At 43.2% G+C, this 19,502-nt stretch carries 17 protein-coding genes; 1 reads left to right on the plus strand and 16 read right to left on the minus strand.

All coding sequences use genetic code 11. The annotated features are described in order from the left end of the window. Positions 1–42: 42 nt before the first annotated feature. On the plus strand, positions 43–936 hold the full coding sequence (locus tag WKT17_RS11075; RefSeq protein WP_173749782.1) for a LysR family transcriptional regulator: 894 nt from the start codon (positions 43–45) through the stop codon (positions 934–936). A gap of 63 nt (positions 937–999) precedes the next feature. On the opposite strand, the gene WKT17_RS11080 is transcribed toward WKT17_RS11075, so the two are convergent. The 16 genes from WKT17_RS11080 to WKT17_RS11155 form a co-directional block, all read right to left on the minus strand. Then, the gene (locus WKT17_RS11080) at positions 1,000–3,435 is read right to left on the minus strand and encodes a beta-mannosidase (RefSeq protein WP_291683714.1); all 2,436 of its coding nucleotides are present in this window, start codon (positions 3,433–3,435) and stop codon (positions 1,000–1,002) included. A gap of 30 nt (positions 3,436–3,465) precedes the next feature. Continuing rightward, a complete protein-coding gene (locus WKT17_RS11085; RefSeq protein WP_330027335.1) occupies positions 3,466–6,567 on the minus strand; it encodes an alpha-mannosidase in 3,102 nt (1,033 codons plus the stop codon). A 90-nt stretch (positions 6,568–6,657) separates the two neighbouring features. Beyond that, positions 6,658–8,106, minus strand: coding sequence for an ABC transporter substrate-binding protein (locus WKT17_RS11090; RefSeq protein WP_291683712.1), 1,449 nt, complete (start codon positions 8,104–8,106; stop codon positions 6,658–6,660). A 41-nt stretch (positions 8,107–8,147) separates the two neighbouring features. Further along, positions 8,148–9,077, minus strand: a complete 930-nt coding sequence (locus WKT17_RS11095) for a carbohydrate ABC transporter permease (protein WP_173749778.1) — start codon at positions 9,075–9,077, stop codon at positions 8,148–8,150. Between the two features lie 11 nt (positions 9,078–9,088). Continuing rightward, positions 9,089–10,057 carry an ABC transporter permease gene (locus WKT17_RS11100; RefSeq protein ID WP_294462576.1) on the minus strand — a complete coding sequence of 323 codons (969 nt, stop codon included), beginning with the start codon at positions 10,055–10,057 and terminating at the stop codon, positions 9,089–9,091. 27 nt (positions 10,058–10,084) lie between these two features. Then, entirely contained in the window at positions 10,085–11,092 is a 1,008-nt protein-coding gene (locus WKT17_RS11105) for a LacI family DNA-binding transcriptional regulator (protein WP_291683648.1), read from the minus strand. Between the two features lie 341 nt (positions 11,093–11,433). Continuing rightward, positions 11,434–12,447, minus strand: coding sequence for a ketol-acid reductoisomerase (ilvC, locus tag WKT17_RS11110; RefSeq protein WP_173749775.1), 1,014 nt, complete (start codon positions 12,445–12,447; stop codon positions 11,434–11,436). 57 nt (positions 12,448–12,504) lie between these two features. Next, positions 12,505–13,023: an acetolactate synthase small subunit gene (gene ilvN, locus WKT17_RS11115; protein ID WP_173749774.1), complete on the minus strand. Its 519-nt coding sequence runs from the start codon at positions 13,021–13,023 to the stop codon at positions 12,505–12,507. A 207-nt stretch (positions 13,024–13,230) separates the two neighbouring features. Then, positions 13,231–13,641 carry an ATP synthase F1 subunit epsilon gene (gene atpC, locus WKT17_RS11120; protein ID WP_173749773.1) on the minus strand — a complete coding sequence of 137 codons (411 nt, stop codon included), beginning with the start codon at positions 13,639–13,641 and terminating at the stop codon, positions 13,231–13,233. Positions 13,642–13,664: 23 nt separating this feature from the next. Beyond that, positions 13,665–15,053: a F0F1 ATP synthase subunit beta gene (gene atpD / locus WKT17_RS11125; protein ID WP_173749772.1), complete on the minus strand. Its 1,389-nt coding sequence runs from the start codon at positions 15,051–15,053 to the stop codon at positions 13,665–13,667. Between the two features lie 17 nt (positions 15,054–15,070). Beyond that, the gene (atpG, locus tag WKT17_RS11130) at positions 15,071–15,964 is read right to left on the minus strand and encodes an ATP synthase F1 subunit gamma (RefSeq protein WP_173749771.1); all 894 of its coding nucleotides are present in this window, start codon (positions 15,962–15,964) and stop codon (positions 15,071–15,073) included. Positions 15,965–15,968: 4 nt separating this feature from the next. Next, on the minus strand, positions 15,969–17,477 hold the full coding sequence (atpA, locus tag WKT17_RS11135) for a F0F1 ATP synthase subunit alpha (RefSeq protein WP_173749770.1): 1,509 nt from the start codon (positions 17,475–17,477) through the stop codon (positions 15,969–15,971). Positions 17,478–17,482: 5 nt separating this feature from the next. Continuing rightward, the gene (gene atpH, locus WKT17_RS11140; protein ID WP_173749769.1) at positions 17,483–17,986 is read right to left on the minus strand and encodes an ATP synthase F1 subunit delta; all 504 of its coding nucleotides are present in this window, start codon (positions 17,984–17,986) and stop codon (positions 17,483–17,485) included. Further along, the gene (atpF, locus tag WKT17_RS11145) at positions 17,967–18,467 is read right to left on the minus strand and encodes a F0F1 ATP synthase subunit B (protein WP_291683647.1); all 501 of its coding nucleotides are present in this window, start codon (positions 18,465–18,467) and stop codon (positions 17,967–17,969) included. Before atpF ends, atpH begins: the two co-directional genes overlap by 20 nt. Before the next feature lie 33 nt (positions 18,468–18,500). Next, a complete protein-coding gene (gene atpE, locus WKT17_RS11150) occupies positions 18,501–18,713 on the minus strand; it encodes an ATP synthase F0 subunit C (protein WP_173749767.1) in 213 nt (70 codons plus the stop codon). Positions 18,714–18,741: 28 nt separating this feature from the next. Then, positions 18,742–19,410 carry a F0F1 ATP synthase subunit A gene (locus tag WKT17_RS11155; protein WP_330605628.1) on the minus strand — a complete coding sequence of 223 codons (669 nt, stop codon included), beginning with the start codon at positions 19,408–19,410 and terminating at the stop codon, positions 18,742–18,744. Positions 19,411–19,502 lie beyond the last annotated feature (92 nt).

Below are 19,502 nucleotides of genomic sequence, written 5' to 3' on the forward strand. Positions count from 1 at the left end.
ACATAACTTTGATTTATAAATATACAGAAAGGATAAAACTTTATGGACCAGAATCTTTCCCTGTACAAAGTTTTCTACACCGTTGCCAATACCGGCAACATTTCCAAAGCTGCTGCAGAGCTTTTTATCAGCCAGCCAGCCATCAGTAAATCCATCCGCAAGCTGGAACAAAATCTGGAGGTCACTCTTTTCTCCAGAAATTCCAGAGGGGTTCAGCTGACCGAAGAAGGGGAGATTTTATACGATTATGTACAAAAAGCTTTTTATTCCCTTCAGTTAGGAGAAGCCCAGTTAAAAAAGATCAATGAGCTTGGCGTAGGACATCTGCGAATCGGCGTTTCCACCACACTCTGCAAATATGTGCTTCTGGATTACCTGAAGGAATTTACCATTGCCCACCCCCATATCCGGATGACCATCGAATGTCAGTCCACCAACCACACCCTCCAGCTCCTCCGGGAAAATAAAATCGACCTGGGTCTGATTGGAAGACCGGAACGGCTGCACCATGTGCGTTTTGCATCTGTAGGAGAAATTGAAGATATTTTCGTCAGCACAAAATCCTACCTTGAAAACCTGGCTTTGAGAACCAGCCAGCAGGACGATATTCTGAGGACGTCAGCCCTTATGCTTATGGATAAAGAAAACATTACCCGGCAGTATATTGACGACTATCTGTCCCTGCATCACATTGAAAACAACAATGTACTGGAGGTATCCGCCATGGACTTGCTCATTGAATTTGCCAAAATCGGCCTGGGAGTGGCCTGCGTCATCCGTCAGTTTGTAGCGCAGGAACTGAAAGAGGGCACACTGGTGGAAATCCCTCTTGAAATTCCCATACATAAACGCGAAATCGGCTTTGCCTACCTGGCAGATTTTCAGGCCAATCCCGCTATTCGGGAATTCATAGATTTTTACAGAAACCGCTCTTAAACTGCACAGCAACATATGAAACAAAAAAGGCTGCCCAAAGGACAACCTTTTTTGTTTCGTTCTTTATCTTGCTGCAATATCATAAATACTTCTTACCCGAATTTCTTTTGCATCTCCGGAAAGAATCCGCACTCTCTTTTCTCCGGCTTCCATATCAAAGTAATTGTCAGACAATACCCAGTCCTCATTTTCATTTAAAAGTTCCACGGAACCGGCATACTTTTCTGCCCGTACCAACAGTTCGTCCCCTTCCCGCTCTACCGTAAGGTTTGGATTTGCATACTGATAGAACTTTGGCATGGAAAACAACACGCTGCCTTCTGAAATCACTTCTCCATTCTGCAGGCAGCTGTAGAATACATGGTGTTCCTGCAAATCGGCCTGAGGATACTCTTCTTTCTCCAGCCATACGCCGGAAAGAGGTTTGACGCAGACTTCCCGCTCCTTTTCTTCCCCTACAATCCGGGATTGGCTGTCACGCAGACTCCAACGCACCAGAACCTTCTGCTCCTGCAGCGTTTCGTTTGCCACGTGCAGACGAATACTCTTCTCCACCTCATAAGGTCTCGCGTTCACGTTCGGGTCCTGAGAAAGCAGACCCTCTTCATGACAGGAAAGCAGAACAGGTGCAAAAAATCTCTTTTCAAAGTAGTGCAGAGCCTTCCATCTTCCATAATAATCAATGGAAGACCAGGAAGCTACCGGCCAGCAGTCATTGAGCTGCCATACAATAGCGCCCATGCACTCGCCTCTGTTTCTTCTCCAATGCTCTACCCCATAGCGCATAGCCTGAGCCTGCATAAGCTGGGAGGCGTATACAAGATGGGATAAATCCTTTGCATAAGGGAAATACTGCGCCATGTAAACCATCATTTTAGCGTACCCATTTTCACTTCTCTGGTGTTTTTCCATCACATAGGAAAATACATTTCTGTCCTCCGGAAGCGTAAAGCTTTCAATGGTTTTCATAGCCGGAAGAGATTCAAAACCAAACTCGGAGGCATAACGGAAATTATGCTTGCGGTATCCGGTAAAGGGTTCGTATCCGTGCCATACTTTCCAATAATGGGCATCTCCCCTGGTTTCATCCTGAGGGTCATCGAAATCCCCTCCTGAAGATGGACTGGATGGCCAATAGAAAGTATCCGGGTCCTCTCGCTTTACAATTTTCGGAATCACATAACTGTACATTCTGGTATAATCTCCCAGAAGTTTCGGGTCCTTTGTGTAGCCTTCTACAATCATGCCTTCCATTTCATTGTTTCCGCACCAAAGACCCAGGCAGGCATGGTGGCGGATACGTCTTACATTGTCCTCGATTTCTCTGGAAATATTTTCTTCAAAAACTTCGGTCAGCTGATAGGTGGAGCAGGCAAACATAAAGTCCTGCCAGATTAAAAATCCATATTCGTCGCACAAATCATAGAACCAGTCCTCCGGATAATAAGCGCCGCCCCAGACACGAATGGCATTGTAATTTGCCAAAGCGCACTGTTCCAACAGTTTTTTCGTCTTTTCTTTACTGGTTCTGGGCAGAAAACAATCTTCAGGAATGTAGTCTGCACCCATGGCAAAAATGGCAACGCCATTGACTTCATGGGCAAAGGATTCTCCCCACTGGTCTTTTTCCATGTGCATTTTCATAGTGCGAAGTCCGATTCTTCTCTCCCACACATCTTCTGTCTTATCCCCGTTTAAAAGTTCCACCCGCACAGTGTAGAGAGCCTGCTCTCCATAACCTCTTGGCCACCAGAGTTTTGGATTTTCTATGACCAGTTCTTTTGGAGAATTTTCTTCTGTCAGAACGCTTCCATCCGGTGCCGTCACGGTAACACAATAGCGAACCCTCTCTCCCCTGTGAGTTTTCAGTGTATGAACTCCAAAGGAAAGCGTCACCTGACCATGCTCATGGCTCTGACGCACACAGACATCTTCCAGTCTGTCCTCATCTATGCCTTCCAATATCACATCACGGAAGATTCCCATGTCCGGAAGCTTGGGCGCCCAGTCCCAGCCAGACATACAGTTGGATTTTCTCAGATACGGAAATCCGTCTATGGTATCTGTGTTACAGGGAATTTTCCCTTGCAGCCGATTCTGTTCTTCCATATAAAGAATCGGAGAGTGAAACCGGATTTCCAGCAGATTTCCCTTTTCTTTTAATAACTCCCTGACGGAAAATTCCCAGGTGCGGTGCATGTTATAAGTATTTCCCACATGGGTTCCATTGAGATAAATATCTGCCAGAGTATCAATGCCGAGAAATTTCAGCCTTATCTGGCTGTTTTTCATCATCTGCTCTGTCACATCAAACTCTGTCTGATAAGTATAGTCCTCCCGGGACAACAAAAGAGCTTCCTTTTCATTGTCCCGGTAAAACGGATCTTCTATCTCCCCATGGGAAAACAAATCATGATATACGGAAAACGGTACCTGTGTATCCAGAGTTTTCTCTTTCCACAACAGGTTCCAGCCCCCATTCAAATTCTGTCTTTCCATTTCCTTGTCTCCCATCTTATTTCAGCAGTCTTATTTCAAAATGACTCTGTAAGTCTTGATTTCAAACGGCTTGATGTCAACGTCAAAACCCTTGTCCGTATGTGCAATCTCGCCTGGTATCTCTTCTTCCATCAGATTACATTCGCAAACTGACTCAATTTCTTTGCCCATACCCAGAGAAAGCTCTGCATGCGTCTTTGTATTTTCGTACTCATAAGCACGGATGATCATGCCGTTTCCATCTTCTGCCAGTTTCACAGTCTCTACCATAACATTTTTCTTATCCACAGTTAAAAGAGAAGCCTTTCCTGCTGCCTGTGTCTGTTCTTTTGCCAGCACCGGATAATTGAGGCAATAACTTTCTCTTACCGTATCGCAGTCCCGAAGATTTCCTTCGTGAGGATACAGAGAATAGGTAAAGTAATGCTCTTCCTGGTCTGTAACCGGATTTGGCTCAATACCGGATTTGATTAAGGTCAGTCCAATCACAGAATCCTTTACAGAATGTCCGTATTTGCAATCGTTTAACAGGCTGACTCCATAATGCCCTTCAGAAAGGTCTATCCATTTCTGTCCGCAGGATTCAAAACGGGCCATATCCCAGCTTGTGTTGGTGTGCACTTTTCTGGTCAGATTTCCAAACTGCACATCAAAAGCAGCCTCATCTGTATGAATATCTACCGGGAAGTGCACTTTCAGAAGGTGCTGGTGTTCTTTCCAGTCCACATAGGTTTCAAAATCAATTCTTGCAGAATCAGCATAGAAATAAATCTTCTGCTTAATCACAGAATTGCTGACCTTGCGCTCCAGCTCCAGAACTGTGCAGACAGGACCTTCCTCTTTCCATTCCATACGGGACAGTTCTGTAATTTCCCAGGATTTCTCGGTGTAATAAATATCAATATCCCAGTTATCGTAATAAATCGGTTTATCCTCATACATACAGAAGAGATTTCCCTTTTTGCCCTGCTGCAGCACTTCCCTTTTGTTTTTCTTATCAAACACAGAGGAGAGAAGACCATTTTCGTCCACCTCTACTGTATAAAACGGTGTTTCCAGACAGTTACCCTGGCGTCTGAATGAAGATGGCGCTTTGGCTGTGCTTTCCACCTTAAAGGATTCATAGCCCTTAGAAGGCAGATTTTCCACATAAGCTACCCCACGGTCTTCCAGTGTCTGAATGGGATATACTTTTCCGTTCTCTGCTACCAGCGCACCGGAAACTTCTTTTGGAAGGCTGACCACATCACTGCGTTCAAAACCAAGGGTATTAAACAGAGTAACGTTTTCTCCTTCTCCTGCCACTGTTTTCATAGAATCTCCAAGAAGTGCACATCCCTGTTCTTCCAGTTCTGCATACTCCTTTTTTGTCACTTCATATACTTCATGAATGGATGAGCCGGGAAGAATGTCGTGGAACTGATTTAACAGAATGACTTTCCACATCTTATCCATTTCTTCTTTTGCGTAAGCAGCGCCCTTCCAGGAAGCCAGAAGTTCCAGAAGTTCCAGATTCATCATCAGCACTTCGCTCTTTCTGTTGGAGCGTTTATTTCTCGCCATGGAAGTGTAAGTACCTCTGTGGTATTCAAAATACAGTTCTCCCTCCCAGGTAGGAAGTCTGCGGTTGTCCTTTAATTTTTCATACAATTCATCAAAATAAATTCTGGAAAATTCCTGACGTACTTTCGGAAGTCCCTTGATTCCTTTTTCCATACGCAGAGAGGTTTCCAGCATTTCTCTTGTAGGACCTCCGCCTCCGTCTCCATAACCGTAGGAAATCAGAATGTCGTTGTTGATATCCTTGTTCTGATATCTCTTCCAGCCGCCCATCAGCGCGTCCGGGTGCAGAATTCCGTTGTAGGTTGTAAAGAAATCATCTTCGCTCTGTCCCACGCCCAGGGTCGTTACCAGGTGAGTAAAGACAGAACTTCCGTCAATGCCCTTCCACATAAAAGTATCGTAAGGCATTTTGTCAATCTGATTCCATGCCAGCTTTGTGGTCATAAAGTAGTCAATACCGCTTTTTTTCATAATCTGCGGAAGCGCACCGGAATAGCCGAATACGTCCGGCAGCCACAGAACCTTGCAGTCTACGTCAAATTCGTCTTTGAAGAATCGTTTTCCATACAGGAACTGACGTACCAGAGATTCTCCTGACGTCAGATTGGTATCTGCTTCCAGCCACATACCGCCTTCCGGCTCCCAGCGTCCTTCTTTTACCCGCTCTTTGATACGGTCATACAACTTCGGATAACGGTCTTTTAAAAATTCATAAAGCTGGGGCTGGCTGGACATAAACTTGTAATTGGGATATTCGTCCATTAATTTCAAAACGGTAGAAAAGCTTCTTGCCACCTTTTCTCTGGTCTGCTCTACGGTCCACCACCAGGCCACATCAATATGGGTATGTCCGATACAGGTGGCAATCACATCACTGTAGCCTGCCATATCTTCATACAGAGCCTTTTCCAGATAAACCTCTGCTTTTTCCACACTGTCATAAAACTCCGGCGAATAGGGATTTCTCAAATCCAGCAGATTTACGGCTTCGTTCATGACATGTTCCAAATCCATACGGTTTTTGTCATCTTTATCCATACGGCTAAATGCCCAAAGCGGAACCATCAGGTCATAGTACAGCTTTTCAATCCGTGTGTCTGCCACCTGCATTTCCATAATCATGTCAAATTCTGAATGAAGTATTCCGGTATAGGCCTGAATATCCAGTCTCCAGGTCTCTCCCCCTTTGGCCTCTGCAGCCATCTGCACAATGCGGTGGTTCATATCCATACCCTGCGTTTCTTCTCCGTTGACAAATAGTAAAAACTGCGGATTTTTCGCATCATCCCATTCTTCAATCTGGGTTTTCACATGAAGACGCAAGGTTTTTCCGGCTAATTCTTCCGGCACGGTATAATCTGCGCGGAACCAGTAATGTTTATCCGGTCCGTACCATTTCATGGTCTTTGGTGTAAAGTCCTGCCATGCCTGTTCTGCTTTTTCCGCTTCGTCCGGGTAAAAAAAGCGTCCTTCTTTATAAAGAATATGTTCCATTGGCATGTTCTTTACCGTAATTAATTTTTTCAGTTCATCACAGATGACCTGTATTCTCTTGTCAAGAAACCACATATATTCTTTTCCTCCTGGTTTTTGTATTTTATAGAGAAAGGGACATTCTCTCCATTTGTGAAAATGCCCCTCTTCTTACCATTGTACTTTTTATTTTGCAGCATCTACCTGCTTCTGAGCTTCCTCGCGGATAGTATCCCAGCCGGCAGCTTCCAGTTCATCATGAATGGTTTTTACCAGTTCTCTCGGATCCTGTGCGCCTGTGAAGAATTCAGATTTATATTTTTCGTATACGGAACGGCAGTTTGCAAGTTCTGTTTCTACGTTGCTTGTATCCATATCAAATCCAAGCATGATAGATGGTGTTGCTTTTTCGTTCAGTTCTTTTACTTCATCCCACTGATTTACTTCCTCTGTAGCAAGCTGTGAAACATCAAAGTAACTGCCCTGTGTATAACCAGCCATAGGCCAGTCTGTATTCAGTTTGTTTACCTTCTTATCATCTGTATACTCAAAGTTTTCGCCTTCTACCCCATAGTACAGCCAGTCACGGACTTTGGTATCTGTGTTTACAAGCTGTAAAAATTCCAGCGCTTTTTCAGGATGTTTGCAGCCGGAAGAAATTGCATTAATAGAACCTCTAACACTTGCATTGGATACGATGGTATCTGTAAAAGCCACTGCTTCACAGTCATCAATACCATTGCTTGGGCCCCATGTTGTCTTTGCAGCCTGGCTCCATCCCTGTGCTGTAAAGAACGTTTTGTATTTGCTGGAATCATCTGCTGTCGGTGCATCACCGTTGATGATGCCTTCTTTGTACATTTTATGTATAATATCAAGCTGAGCCAGCATTTCTTCATCCTCTAAAGGATTTACAACTGTTTTAGTCTCGTCATCATAACGAATACCCAGAGCCGGAAGACCTGCGCCTAACTGGTCAAAGTATACGGTATTTAAGAAATCAGCACCGGATTTTGACATATAATAGGGAGCAGTTCCTTCCCCTTCTTTGATTTTCTTTAATGCAGGATACAAATCTTCATAAGATTTAATGCTGTTAATATCAATGCCGTACTTGTCAGCAACTGCTTTGTCCCATACAAAGTACTGCGTTACAGAACTGTCTTTGTAGGTAGGAACACCATAGATTTTTCCATCGATTTCCATTGCTTCCCAGTAATCTTCAGGAATCAGCTTTTTCAGCTCCGGAGCGTTTTCATCCAGTATATCTGTCAAATCCAAAAATGCACCTGTGTTTACTTCTGCATTGTAACGTGTCTGGTCTGTAAAAAGAATATCGAAATCTTCTCCTGAGTTTGTGATAACACTTCTTCTGTTATCCCAATCTGCCCATGGAACAATCTCCATATCGATATTGACACCAATTTTTTCTTCCAGATAAGGATTAATCTGTTTCAGCCATGCATCGTAATTATCCGGCATACTGCCGCCTACCTGAATCCATTTTAAAGTAACCACATCTCCATCATTTTTTGCGGTTTCGCTACCGCCTTTTTTGGAATCGCCGCAGCCTGCCAGGAGTCCTAACCCCATAACAGAAGCCAATACCAACGCTGTTGCCTGTTTCGCTTTCATAAAAATCCTCCTTTTGTTTTTGCTTGTTTTATTTTTTTATATCAGCCCTTTACAGCGCCTACAGTCAATCCGGAAATAAAGTATTTCTGGAAGAACGGATAGCTACATGCAATCGGGATAATAATCAAAATGGCCATTGCCATTCTCGCCCCTTCTTTCGGCATACTATTGATATACTGCGTCATAGTTACGCCAAGAGACGGGTTGTTTGCCATTACATCAATACTTCTCTGGATACTGTCCAGGAGGGCCTGTAAAGAGTACAGTTTCTTATCTGTGATATACAGAGAGGATTGAAACCAGTCATTCCAATAACCAAAAGTTAAAAATAATGCAATCGTTGCCATCATAGGTTTAGACAGAGGCAGCGCGATTTTTCCGAAAATCGTAAATTGTGAAGCTCCGTCAATCTGTGCAGATTCAATGACCGATTCCGGTATATTGGTCTTAAAGAACGTCTTACAGATAACAACGTTAAACGAAGAAACACAAAGGGGCAGAATCAAGGCCCAAATGCTGTTTTTCAAATGCATAAACTGTGTATTTACCACATAAGAGGAAAGCATACCACCATTAAAAATCATAGGTATAAACACCACCATGGTAAAGAAATTCTGCATTTTATAATTTCTTCTGGAAATTACATATCCCATCATGGTTGTAAGCATAACGCCCAATACTGTACCTATTACCGTTACCATTACCGAGATTCCAAGAGAAGACAGAATCATTTTTCCCTCTCTGAGCAGGAATGCGTAGGAATCTATGGAAAACTTCTCCGGTATAAAGCGATAACCATTCATCTGAATCGACTTTTCAGATGAAATAGAAATCATGAAAACAAAAACAACCGGAATAATGCAAATCAAAGCCAGTATGATAAAGATGATGTTAAAACACACATCTGTCTTTACTGAAATCCTGTTTAATTTCGAAACCTCTGCGGCTTCTTTTTGTCTATTCTTTTTCATTCTTCCGCCTCCTATATAATTGCACTGTCCGCGTCAATTTTCTTTACAATCGCGTTCGCCACCAGAATCGTGATACAACATGCTACAGACTGGAAGAATGTTGCTGCTGAAGTCATACCAATCGGTGTGGAGGACTGGATTGCATTATACACAAAGGTATCAATCGTTGCCGTCGTATTGAAGATCGAACCGCTTGCTCCCTGTGAAAGCTGGAAGAACAACCCGAAGTCTGAATAAAAAACCTTACCTACATTTAAGATAAACATCATAATAATGACATTTTTCAGGCATGGCAGTGTAATATAACGAACCTGCTGCTTCTTATTCGCACCGTCCATAACGGCTGCCTCATACAAAGTTGTATCAATTCCGGAAATACTGGAAAGATAGATAACCATGTTGTAGCCAGTTGATTTCCACAAATACATGAAAATCAGGATTGCCGGCCAGACACCCGCTTTCATATACCACTGAATCCCTTCACCGCCACCGTCGCGAAGCATGCTGTTAACCAGACCATTGTCCTGATTCAAAAAGGCATCCAGAAAATATGCTGCTACAACCCATGACATAAAGTACGGAAAAAACATCAAAGTCTGATATACTTTTGATTTTCTTTTGCTGTGAAGCAGGCTAATCATAATGGCCAGCCCAACAGAGAAAATCATCCCCAGTACAATGAAAGCCAGATTGTAAAGTATCGTGTTTCTCAAAATCACAAACAAGTCATTAGACTTAATTAAAAATTCAAAGTTTTTAAACCCTGACCAGTCACTATGTATTACATTGTAAATAAAACTTCTTCCGCCTGCAATTTTGTAATTCTTAAAAGCGATAACCAATCCAAACATTGGCAGGAAACAAAACAGTACATACCAGACCGTGGTCGGCAGTGCCAACGCTGTCAGTTCCGAATCATTTTTCGTCCATTTCGGTTTTCTGACTTTCTTTTCTTTCGGGGACTTTCTTACTTTCTCCAAGGCTGTTGCCCTCCTTTTCTTCTTGTCTTATTCCTTGATTTCTTTCACAGAATCTCTGTAAATAATTTTACCCAGTATTCTAAATACTTCTCCCGGCCTGCGTCTGGTTCTTTCCATGTAGCGCATCATACGTTTTGCAGCAACTTTTCCGATTTCTTCGATATTAACCGCCACTGTTGTCAGCGCCGGCTCGCAAAGTTCCGCATAAATATCGTCGTCAAACCCTACAACAGAAATATCCTCCGGCACCCGTATGCCTTTGGCCTTTAAGGTTTTCACCAGCCGAAAAGCAGTTTCATCACAGTTGCAGACAAAGGCAGTCGGAAGTCTCTCCGGAAGCATCAGTTCAATAGCTGCTCCATCCTCATTCCTGTCCGGAATCACCCATTCCTGATTCGGCGCTCTACCGGTTTCCAGAATACCTCTCATAAATCCCAGGTAACGGTCTGTAATACTGGTGGTTCCTCCCACCGTTCCCACAAATCCAATGTCTTTATGTCCCTTTTGTATCAGATAATCTGTCAGCTCATAGGCACTGTATATATTTTCGGTTACTACAGAATCCGATTTGTGTGTCACATCGTAAACATCTACATAAACCTTGGGCAAAGGAATGGCATCTACTGCATCCCGCACTTTTCTGTCCAGGATACCAAGAAGAATCAATCCGTCAACCGTTCCTTTTCGTTCCAGCATATCCAAATCGCTTTGAAGACTTTCCCGGGTCGGAGTAATCATCATGCTGGCACACATAACCTTGCGCAGTTCTGCGATAATTTTCTCGTACATCCCCATATAGAATTTTCCGGCATCTCCGGAATTAAAGCGGTCGCTCATAACAATTCCCACTTTTTTTGCCCTGCGCTGTCCATAATCGGGAAGTATATAGCCATGTTCCTGCGCACTCTGGAAAATTTTCTGTTTCAGTTCCTCCCCTACTCCGTCTTTTCCATTCAGCGCCTTAGAAACAGTCACCTTGCTGATTCCCAGCTCATCTGCAATATCCTGCATAGATACTGTTTTTTTTCCAGCCACTTTATATCCTCCCTTCTTATCCGTTTTCATTTGTTTCTTAACATTTCTTAAATATAACTTAACACAAGTTTTTCTTCTTGTCAACGATTATCGGTATTTTATCTGTTTTTACTATATATAATATGTTTTTTTGTACATTTTTACTATATTATAGTTTCTCCTTCCAGTTCTTTCAAGTATTCTGGTGAATTTCTTTCCTATTTTCTCCTTATCAAGCACAACAAAAGGTTACTTAACACTTTAAAATCCTGCTGCTGTAACTTTTTACACAGCAAAAAGGACAGTGAAAACCTCTGTTTCCACTGCCCTTTTTGCTTTTTATATTCAGTTTTATATATCTCTTAGTTATCAATCAGTTTTTCTTTTCCGTTCCAGCTATACAGTTTACGAAGCTCTGCGCCAACTTCTTCTAACTGATGTTCTGCTTCTCTTCTTCTCATAGCGCCGAAGTGCATACAGCCGGACTGGTTTTCCAGAATCCAATTCTTTGCAAAAGTGCCGTCCTGAATATCGGAAAGAATCTGCTTCATGGCTTTCTTTGTTTCGTCTGTTACAATCTTAGGTCCTGTGATATAATCACCGAACTCTGCTGTATTGGAGATAGAGTATCTCATGCCCTTGAATCCACTTTCGTAAATCAAATCTACAATCAGTTTCATCTCATGGATACATTCAAAGTAAGCATTTTCCGGAGCGTATCCTGCCTCTACCAGAGTTTCAAATCCGGCTTTCATAAGAGCAGTTACACCACCACAGAGAACAGCCTGCTCACCGAAAAGGTCTGTTTCTGTCTCTACTTTAAAGGTCGTTTCCAGAACACCTGCTCTTGCGCCGCCTAAAGCTGCTGCATAAGCCAGCGCTTTGTCTTTTGCTTTTCCTGTGTAATCCTGCTGTACCGCTACCAGACAAGGTGTACCGCGACCAATCTGGTATTCGCTTCTTACAGTGTGTCCCGGTGCCTTCGGAGCAATCATAGTAACATCTACATTTGCAGGTGGTTTAATCTGTCCGAAGTGGATTGCAAAGCCGTGAGCAAACATGAGCATGTTGCCTTCTTCCAGGTTTGGCTCAATGGATTCTTTATACAGTTTTGCCTGCTTTTCATCATTGATAAGAATCATGATGATATCTGCTTTCTTTGCTGCTTCTGCCGCTGTATAAACTTCAAATCCCTGTTTTACTGCTTTGTCCCAGGATTTAGAACCTTCATACAAACCTACAATTACATTACAGCCTGATTCCTTTAAATTTAATGCATGGGCATGACCTTGGCTTCCATAACCAATAATAGCAATGGTTTTCCCCTCTAATAAAGCCATGTTACAATCTTCCTGATAATAAATTTTTACTGCCATTTTTTCTTCCTCCTATTTTTTTTATGTATGTTAGGGATAAAAATCTCTAATAACCGTTTAAAATTCTTCCTCCTCATCGGAAGGGTAGAAAATGTCATCTGCGCCCCTGGAAAGACCTGCAATACCGGTTCTCGCCAGTTCCAGAATCTCATAACCATCTAACAAATCAATAAAAGCCTCCAGCTTTGACTTATTTCCCGTAAGCTCTATAATCATAGATTCTTTGCCCACATCAATAATATTGGCTCTGAAAATATCTACAATGGCAGACACGCCTGCTCTTTGTTCCGGTGTGACTTTCACCTTTACCAACATCAATTCTCTGGTAACACTCTGCCCGTCCTGCAGCACCTTCACGGAGAGAACATCTTCCAGCTTCTCCACCTGTCTGGTAATCTGCTCCAGAATCAGTTCATCTCCCTTACACACTACAGTCATACGGGTGTAATTGGGGTCTGTGGTAATACCTGCAGATAAGCTGTCAATATTATATCCCCGGCGGCTGAATAATCCGGAAACCCGGCTCAGTACACCGGCTGTATTCTCAACCAGAATAGATAATATCCTTTTGTTCATACAGCACCTTCTCCCATGCCTATCGGCTAACTTTTGTTGACATTCTATCAACTATTTTTCCCTTTGTCAATGCATACTGCACGTTATAACTAATTACTATGCAATGCATAATTACAAGTAATATTATTTTCATTCTCTTTGAAGCTAAAAACAGAGCCAGTCCCCTTCCGGTTCCTGACTCTGTTTCTACCTTATTATATATCGTTATTAAATTCCTTTATCTCTTGCCGCTTTCATACGAGCCATAGCTCTGGCCAGAGAAGCCTTGGAAACATAGTATTCCTGCAGACTCTGCTTCTGACGGAGCTGTTCCTCTGCACGTTCTTTGGCATCGCGAGCCCGCTTCAGGTCAATATCTTCCGGCTTTTCAATACTGTCTGCCAGCACGGTTACGCGGTTATTGATAATCTGCGCAAAGCCGCCGCCTACAATAGCAGTATACCAGGTATTGTCTTCTGCCTGAAAGCGCATTTCTCCCGGAACAATGGCAACCATCATATCTGCATGGTGTGCCAGTATGGTAATGGCGCCATCTTTTGCAGGGAGTGAGATAGATTTTCCTCTGCCATGATAAAAATCCTTATCACTGGCAATGACATTCAAACCAAATGTATTCATAGGCCTTCACTCCTTACAGCTTCTCAGGATTCCTGTTTTGCTTTTTCGATTACCTCGTCAATGGTACCCACATTAAAGAAAGCATTTTCCGGATATTCGTCCATCTCTCCGTTTACAATCATCTTGAACCCACGGATAGTTTCCCTTAACGGTACATATTTACCCGGAATACCGGTGAAGACTTCTGCCACATGGAAAGGCTGGGAAAGGAACTTTTGCACCTTTCTGGCACGGGCAACTACTTTCTTGTCTTCTTCAGACAATTCTTCCATACCCAGAATCGCAATGATGTCCTGCAGTTCTTTGTATTTCTGCAGATATTCCTGCACCTTTCTGGCTGTCTCATAGTGTTCTTCTCCCACTACATCTGCTTCCAGAATACGGGAACTGCTCTCCAGAGGGTCAACCGCCGGATAAATACCCTGCTCTACAATCTTTCTGGACAAAACCGTGGTGGCATCCAGATGCGCAAAGGTGGTGGCCGGCGCCGGGTCTGTCAAGTCATCGGCAGGCACATAAACAGCCTGTACAGAAGTAACAGAACCATTTTTTGTGGAAGCGATACGCTCCTGCAGTTCACCCATTTCCGTTGCCAGCGTCGGCTGATAACCTACGGCAGAAGGCATACGTCCCAAAAGGGCGGAAACTTCTGAACCAGCCTGCGTAAAACGGAAAATATTATCAATAAAGAGCAACACATTCTGATGTTCTTCATCACGGAAATATTCTGCCATGGTAAGCCCTGTTTCCGCTACACGCATACGGGCACCAGGGGGCTCATTCATCTGCCCGAACACCAGAGCTGTCTTTTCCAAAACCCCGGATTCTTTCATTTCTGTCCAGAGGTCATTTCCCTCACGGGAACGTTCTCCAACACCGGTGAAGATGGAATATCCGCCGTGCTCGGTAGCAATATTGCTGATAAGTTCCTGAATCAACACCGTCTTACCTACACCGGCACCGCCGAAAAGACCGATTTTACCACCTTTTGCATATGGCGCCAAAAGGTCGATAACCTTAATACCGGTTTCCAGAATCTCTACTACAGGACTCTGTTCTTCAAACGTCGGCGGGTCTCTGTGAATAACCCAGTGCTTTACATCATGCAGCTGTTCGCCTTTGTCTATGGTTTCACCCAGAACATTAAAAAGACGACCCAGAGTTTCTTTTCCTACAGGTACGGAAATACCTGCTCCTGTAGCAGTAACCTCCATATCCTTGCTAAGTCCGTCACTAGAAGCCAGCATAATACAGCGCACCGTATGATTTCCGGTATGCTGTGCCACTTCCATAACAAGCTTTCTGCCGTTTAACTCTACAGTCAAGGCGTCTTTGATGCTTGGGAGGTTCTGATTTTCAAATTCTACGTCTACGACAGGTCCCATAACCTGTACAATTTTACCTTTTTCCATCAAAAGGAAACCTCCTTCTACAGTTTTTTCTTCTGTGCTTTAGCTCCGCTGATAACCTCAGTAATTTCCTGGGTAATCGCCGCCTGACGCACACGGTTATATTTAATAGATAAATCCTTCAGCATATCCCTGGCGCTGGATGTTGCTGCATCCATAGCCATCATACGAGAATTGTGCTCGCTGGCATAGGATTCCACCAGACAGCCGTAAATCATACCGCGCAGATAGTTGGGTACAATACTGTTCAGCACCTCTTCTGCGGAAGGAATCATTTCGATTTCTTCCTGATGAATATCTACCAGCTTTTGTACAGAGGTATTGAAAGCAGCCTTCTTCAACGGCAAAAGCTGCTTCTTTTCCGCTACCATAGTAGCGGCATTAGCCATACGGGTGTAAATAATATGAACCTCATCCAGTTCACCCTCCAGGTACATAGCTATCATCTTTTCAGAAATCACTCTGGCCCTGTGCATGGTCGGTTTCTGCACCGTAAAGCGAAAATTCGTATCCACGTCTACGTCTTTTTTAAAAAAATACTGCCTTCCCACTTCCCCCAGCACAAAAAGCTGGACGTTTTCGCGGTTTTCCATACAGTCTTCAGCAATTTTAAAAACATTGTGGTTATACGCACCAGCCAGACCTTTATCTGCAGAAACTACAATATAACCGATTTTCCTGGCTTCCGGTGCGATTTCCGCTCTTTCATCAAAATATTTATGCTCCGTGTCCTCCATGTGACGCAGAACACGTCCTATGGCTGACTGCAGAGAATAAAAATATGGTTCTGTATCTGCCAGGGTCTTCCTGGCTTTCTTCAGTTTTGATGAAGAAATCATGTACATGGCACTGGTAATTTTCATAGTATCCTGGATACTTCTCATACGGCTTTGTATTTCTTTTGCACTTGCCATCTCATCACCTGTTCCTGTTCTTAAATTCCTCTGCTACCTTTAAAATCTTTTCGCCCAGTTCATCGGAAAGGACTTTTTTCTCATTGAGTTCATCTCTGATTTCCGGATATTTAACATCAAAATATTCCAGCATGTCCATCTGGAATTTCTTCACTTCTTTCACCGGAATTCCTGTCATGATTTTATGAGTCGCTGCCCACAATGTAATTACCTGCTCATGAGAAGCAAGCGGTCTGCAAAGGGGCTGCTTTAACAATTCCATCAAACATTTTCCATAATCCAGCTGCGCCATTGTAGCATCGTCCAAATCTGAAGAGAACTGTGTGAACACTTCCATCTCACGATACTGCGCCAAATCAATACGCATGCTTCCGGACGCCTTTTTCATAGCTTTTGTCTGTGCCGCGCCACCTACACGGGATACGGAAAGACCTACATTTACGGCCGGGCGCACACCCGCATTAAATAAGTCACTTTCCAGGAAAATCTGTCCATCCGTGATTGAAATTACATTCGTCGGAATGTATGCGGATACATCTCCTGCCTGTGTCTCAATAATAGGCAGTGCGGTAATAGAACCGCCGCCTGCTTCTTCGCTCAGACGACTGGAACGTTCCAGAAGTCTTGAATGCAGATAGAAAACATCACCCGGATAAGCCTCACGTCCCGGAGAGCGTTCCAGAAGCAAAGACAAAGCACGATAAGCCACTGCATGCTTGGACAAATCATCGTACACAATCAGCACATCTTTCCCCTGATACATAAAGTATTCCGCAAGGGCTGTACCGGAATAAGGCACAATATACTGCAACGGCGCACAGTCGCTGGCCGTAGCAGAAAAGACCGTGGTGTATTCCATAGCACCGTATTTTTCCAAAGTTCCTACCAGTTTTGCTACCGTAGAAGCTTTCTGTCCAATAGCCACATAGATACAGATAACATCCTTGCCCTTCTGGTTTAAGATAGTATCTACAGCAATAGAAGTCTTACCCGTCTGACGGTCTCCAATAATCAACTCACGCTGACCGCGTCCAATAGGGAACATGGAGTCAATGGCCAGAATACCGGTTTCCATTGGCACAGATACGGATTTACGGTCAATAATCCCCGGCGCTTCCTGCTCTATAGGCCGGTAATCCTTTGCTTCGATTTCTCCTTTGCCATCAATAGGCGCCCCCAGGGCATCTACGATTCTTCCAACGAAGTTCTCGCCTACAGGAATACCTGCCTTTTTCTTTGTACGGGCCACTTTAGTGCCTTCCTTGATTCCTGTGTCTTTTCCGAAAATGATAACACCGATTTCGTTTCTCTTAATATCCTGCACCATTCCCTTGACACCGTTTTCAAAGGTCACAATTTCGCCGTACATGGCATGGTCAATCCCGTAAACAGTCGCAATTCCATCACCCACCCAAATAACGTTTCCGACTTCCCGGACACCTGCTGTGGTATCGAAGTTTTCAATTTCTTCTTTCAGAATGGAAATAATTTCTTCTGAATTGATTGAACTCAAACCGTTCACCTCCAGATTAATTTTTGTTGTAATGCATTGATACGGCCTTTTAAGCTGTAATCAAATTCCTGGTCTTCTACCCGGAGAATAAATCCTCCCACCAGACTTTTATCTTCTTTTAGTTCCAACGCTGTATCCTCTGCACCGTATTTCTGCTCTAAAAATTTCTTTATCTCCTCCAGTTGTTCTTTGGCAGGAGGAGTTACATAGTAAAGTACAGCGTTTAAAATATGATTCTGTTCGTTATAATATTCCTGATACGCCTGAAAAATCTCAAAGAGAAGTTCTGCATGACGATATTTGCAGAGAACACAGATAAAGTCTGCCAGTTTCTTTTCAAAGATTCTTCCGACTGCTTTTTCTTTCTGTAAAAGAGGCACCACCGGACTTTCCAATATCTGTAAAAGCTGTGGCGTCTCTTCCAGGACTCGTTTTGCATCTTTGATGCTTTCCGGGGTAACGGAAAGTTCATAGAGCACTCTTGCATAATTAATGGAGGTCTGTGTCATTTGCATCACCTGCTTTTGCTAAAAATTCATCATAGAGCATATGGTTTCCCTTGTCACTGCTGCCATCGGAAAGCAATTTCTTTGCTGCCTCCATAGCCAGGCCTGCGATTTCTGACTTTGCACCCTGCATGGCATTTTTTTTCTCCTGCTCTGCAGTATTTTTTGCTGTTTCTATGATTTTTGCCGCCTGCAGATTTGCATTTTTTACAATGCCTTCACCCATTCGTTTTGCATCTGCTTTTGCACCTTCAATAATCTGCGCAGATTCTTCTTTTGCAGAAGAAAGGGCCTGTTCATACTGTCCTTTTAATTCATCTGCTTTTTCCTGAACTGCCTTTGCATGATCAAATTGGCTTGCAATGAGCGCTTTTCTCTTTTCCATAATTCCCATTACCGGCCCGATAAGGAATTTTTTCATCAAAAGATAAAGAACAATCAGGTTTATAATCGTCCAGACAAGGTCCCAACCTAATTTTAGCACCTTTCCTGCACCTGCCTTTCTTTTAATGATAGATTATAAGAATAAGATTAACAAACCAATAACGAAACCGTAAATAGCGGTTGCCTCTGCAAGTGCACAACCCAGAAGAAGTGCTTTGCTGATTTTACCTTCTGCTTCCGGCTGTCTTGCAATAGCTTCCGTCGCTTTTGATGTTGCTATACCGATACCAAAACCTGCTCCAATACCTGTTAATACTGCAATACCTGCACCAATTGCTGCTGTCATAATTCATTTCTCCTTTTCTTCTTAAGTTTTAGTCTTCTATCTGCTCTTTAATAAAGAGAGAAGTTAAAAAAACAAATACATAGGTCTGAATCAGACCGTCAAAAATATCAAAATATAAGCTGAATGGAACTGGCAGAACTGCCGGCATAATTATTTTCAGCAATTCCATAATAACAAAGGAACCAATAACATTACCAAACAGTCGCATACACAAAGATATAGGACGAATGGCGATTTCCATAATGTTAATCGGCGTCACAATAGGCATGGGCTCTGCAAAGCTTTTCAGAAATCCCTTCGTGCCCTTCTTATGGAATCCGGCATAATAAATAAGGAATAAACTCATAATGGCAAGGGCTGCCGTTACGTTTAAATCCTTAGTAGGGGGCTTAAAGCCAAGCAAACCGATAAGGTTCGCCACTCCGATATAAATGGCTGTGGAAATCAGATACGGAATATATCTTCTGCCTTCTTTGCCCAGAATATCTGTAAAAAAATCATCCAGGAAACTGATAAAAGCTTCCAGGGCCAACTGCTTCTTTCCCGGATTTTCCACTTTCAGATTTCGAACAAACACAATGGCCAGAAGGGTAAGCACCGCCATGATAATCCAGGTAACCACCACAGATTCTCCTATCGGAATCCCGCCGAAGATGGGAATGTTGAATACGGTTTCACAATTTAATTCTTCCGTAATTCTTTCCGCTATGTTATTCGTAGGACATCTCCCCTTTCTGTGTTAATGAATTCTTGACTTTCTCCTTTCCGTTTTCTATTGTTGCTGTGAGC

The sequence above is a fragment of the Blautia sp. HCN-20427 genome (assembly GCF_037890365.1).
Taxonomy (GTDB): domain Bacteria; phylum Bacillota; class Clostridia; order Lachnospirales; family Lachnospiraceae; genus Blautia.